Source organism: Teichococcus vastitatis (genome assembly GCF_003604215.1).
Taxonomy (GTDB): Bacteria; Pseudomonadota; Alphaproteobacteria; order Acetobacterales; family Acetobacteraceae; genus Pseudoroseomonas; species Pseudoroseomonas vastitatis.
Genome location: NZ_QXGS01000105.1, coordinates 1 through 3214, shown reverse-complemented (window position 1 = coordinate 3214; position 3214 = coordinate 1). Strand labels below are relative to the sequence as shown.

Sequence of the window (3214 nt, the reverse complement as noted above, 5' to 3'; positions counted from 1 at the left end):
CTGGAACTGCGCTCAGGGCAGCCGGAGCGACGCGGACAGCGGGGTTCTGCGTACGAATACAACCTGACCAGGACCCGACAGGAGGAGAAGCGTCGCGCCGAGCAGGCCGAGACTGCTGATCGGCGCCTGACCGAGGGCTGGACCAAGCGAGGACGACGGGTGCCCACGGGCGCCGCAAAGGAGGAGCGACTGTCATAGGCTGCGCGGCAGAGCTTGCACCTCGTGCCCTACTCTTTGCCACGTGGTCACCCGTGAGCAGGGGGAAAATAGCACCGGTCGCTAAAAAGAGCTGTTCAACTTCATCCGTCGTCCAGGGATGCCGAGGCCTGGTCAGCCTGTGCTCGATGTTGTTCTGAGCGCAGGCCAGATCGAAGCCGTGGGCACGGAACAGCTCCTTGCGCTCCATCATCTGACGGATCTCAACCGGGTTCCAACAGTTGCCACCTGGGTCGGTGAAGTGCGCGCCGTTGTCGGTGAGAACGGTATGAACCCGGTAGGGAACGGCCTCAACCAGGGCCCGGAGGAAGTCGCCCGCGATCCGCTGGGTGACTTTCTCGTGCAATTGGGCGAAGGCGAACTTCGAGGTCCGGTCAATAGCGACGAAGAGGTAGAGCCTGCCCCCCCGGTGTGTACCTCGGCGATGTCGATGTGGAAGTAGCCGACGGGGTAGCGCTTGAACTTGGCGCGCCGCGGCTTGTCACAATCGGTCTCGGGCAAGCGGGAGATGCCGTGGCGTTGGAGGCAGCGATGCAGGGCGGAGCGTGTCAGGTGTGGAATGGTAGGCTGTAAGGCGTAGAGGCAGTCATCGAGCGGCAGCAGTGTATGCCGCCGGAAGGCCTCGATCACCGCCTCCTCCTCGATCGAGAGAACCGTCGATGCCGGCTTCTTTGGCCCGGTGGGCAGGTCAGCCACGGAGCGCCGCTTTCGCCACTTGGCAACCGTCTTGGGGTTGATGCCGTAGCGCTGGGCCAGGCCCCTCAGGCTCTCTTGACGATGCTGGATCGCTCGACGGACTGCCGCTGTCGTGCTGGCGCAGCCATGAAGAACCTGGCCCATAGTGCCTCCTTCCAGTCGCGGGAGAAGATTGCACCATCAAATCCTGGGACTGAACATCTCTGATGTCCGTCCTTTCAAGACTGGGGCGTGCCTCGCTGTTCGCCGTGCAGGCGTTGTTGTTGATGCAGAGGCGTTTAGGTGAGGAGGCGGATGACGAGCGACGGTTGATCCAGCTCTGATGCGCGGGTTGAGTACCGCATGACCCTGATCGTCGCGGGGCTGCCTCTGTCTAGAGGCGGGGATCGGTGCGAAGCCTCCCCGTAGTGTTTCCGAGGGTTCCCCTGACCGCTCCACCTCCTCGCCCAAGCGTCTCGTCTGTTCGGTGTTTTCTCCTCTGCTGGGGTGGCCGGGAGGTTCAGGCTGCAATGGCTGTTGGCATCACCATGCGAGCAATGGCCCAGGCAAAGCCCACCATCTCGCGCGCGATCGCCGTCACGACGACCTGCGGCCGCTTGCCGGCGGCCTGGAGGCGCCGGTACCGGGCGCAGAGGCGCACCTGTCCTTTCCACGCGGTTTCGCGCACCTCCCTCGGCAATCCGGCCAGGCGGGCCTTCATCTGCGCTGACACCCGGGCCGGCAGCCGGTAGGTCCAGGCGCCCTCGACCAGCATGCGGCGCGCGAGCGGGCTGCCGGCTTTGGTGATCGCGCCCTGCCGGCGCTTGGCCCCGCTGGAGTGCTCCGAGGGTACGAGGCCGAGATAGGCCATCAGCTGGCGCGGGTTGTTGAACCGGCCGAAGTCGCCGACCTCGGCCACCAGTGCCGAGGCGACGATCAGCGAGACGCCCCGCATGGCCTGCAGCGCCTCGACCACCGGCGCCATGCTCCAGCAGGGCACGAGGTCGCGGATGCGGCCGGTGAGGCGCTCGATGCGGGCCTCCAGTTCGTTCACCGCGTCCAGGTATTCTTGGCAGGCGACCTGCTGGGCAGGGTGCGGGAAGGTCTGCTCCATCAGCCACTTCCTATGCGGCCAGGTCCAGCGCTTGGCGTCGTAGCTCCGCCCGTGCCGGAGCAGGAACCCCATCAGCCGCTGCCGCGCCTTGCGGAGCGCCTCCACCATGTCCGCCCGCGCCCTGACCAGGTCCCTCATGGCCTCGTGCTCCGGGTCCGGCACCCAGACCGGTGTCAGCTCGCCCGCCCGGTGTAGGCGCGCCAGCGCCGTCGCATCCCGCCGGTCGGTCTTGATCCGCTCGCCGGGTTTGCGTGGGATCAGGCTCGGCGCGACCACCACGCAGTCGTGGCCGCGGTCGCGAAGATGTCGGTAGACCCCATAGCCGCACGGGCCGGCCTCGTAGGCAAAGCGCAGGGTCCGCCCGCCTCGGCCAACGCGCGCCAGCAGCTTGTCCAGCGCCGCTGGCTCGTTCGGGATCTCTCCCACGAACCGGACCTCGCCATCCCGACCGGCCTCCGCAACACAGACGGCGATCGTCGCCTTGTGCACGTCCAGCCCGACAAAGGTGATACGCTCTCCCACGGCCCGTCTCCTGTGCTGAGGCACGGCGCCGGCCCACCCGGCGCAACCCTCGTCATTCCTGCACAGTTCGAGGCGGGCCACCCCGCCTCAGACGGACATCTGGTCTAGTCGAGGCGCGCCGGTGACGGAACGATGTCGTTGAGAACGACCAAACACTTAGCCAGAGAAGTCCGCCGTTTAGAGCGGTTTCCGCACCTTCTGAATCGTTGAGGATCCACATCGGCGCGGTTCTCTGATTCATGCTCTGTGCTGGGTTGAGGAGGCCGGCATGGATACTGCGCGTGCTATCACAAGATCTTCGAGAGCGGGTGATCGCCGCGGTTGATGGTGAGATGTCGTGCCGAGCCGCGGCAGCACGGTTCGGGGTCAGCGCGGCGAGCGCGATCCGCTGGCGGCAGTTGGTTCTTCAGAACGGCACGCCGGCCGCCAAGCCGCAGGGCGACGATCGTCGTGCGGGAAAGATCGACGCGCACGGAGCCTTCATTCTGGCTGCTGTCGAGGCGAAGGACGACATCACGCTGGTCGAGTTGCAGGCGCTGCTGGCCGAGCGTGGCACGCCGGTCGGGATCGGCACGCTGTGGCGGTTCTTCGACCGGCGCCGGATCACGCGCAAAAAAAGTAGGCCGGCAAAATCAGCTGGCAAGCTTGCTGTTCCAGGATGGCCAGATAGGCGGCGGGATCGCGGCG

1 protein-coding gene and 3 pseudogenes are annotated in these 3214 nt (G+C 66.2%); 2 read left to right on the top strand and 2 right to left on the bottom strand.

The window, feature by feature from the left end; translation table 11 throughout:
* A pseudogene (locus D2K64_RS23135) lies at positions 1 to 198 on the top strand (IS110 family transposase); the annotation flags it as partial.
* 88 nt (positions 199 to 286) lie between these two features.
* Here D2K64_RS23135 and D2K64_RS23130 read toward each other — a convergent pair.
* Positions 287 to 1056: pseudogene (locus D2K64_RS23130) on the bottom strand (DDE-type integrase/transposase/recombinase); the annotation flags it as partial.
* A 355-nt stretch (positions 1057 to 1411) separates the two neighbouring features.
* Positions 1412 to 2527, bottom strand: a complete 1116-nt coding sequence (locus D2K64_RS23125; RefSeq protein WP_120010745.1) for an IS110 family RNA-guided transposase — start codon at positions 2525 to 2527, stop codon at positions 1412 to 1414.
* A 281-nt stretch (positions 2528 to 2808) separates the two neighbouring features.
* Between D2K64_RS23125 and D2K64_RS24825 the strand changes: the two are divergent.
* Positions 2809 to 3214 (top strand): annotated as a pseudogene (locus D2K64_RS24825) (IS630 family transposase); the annotation flags it as partial.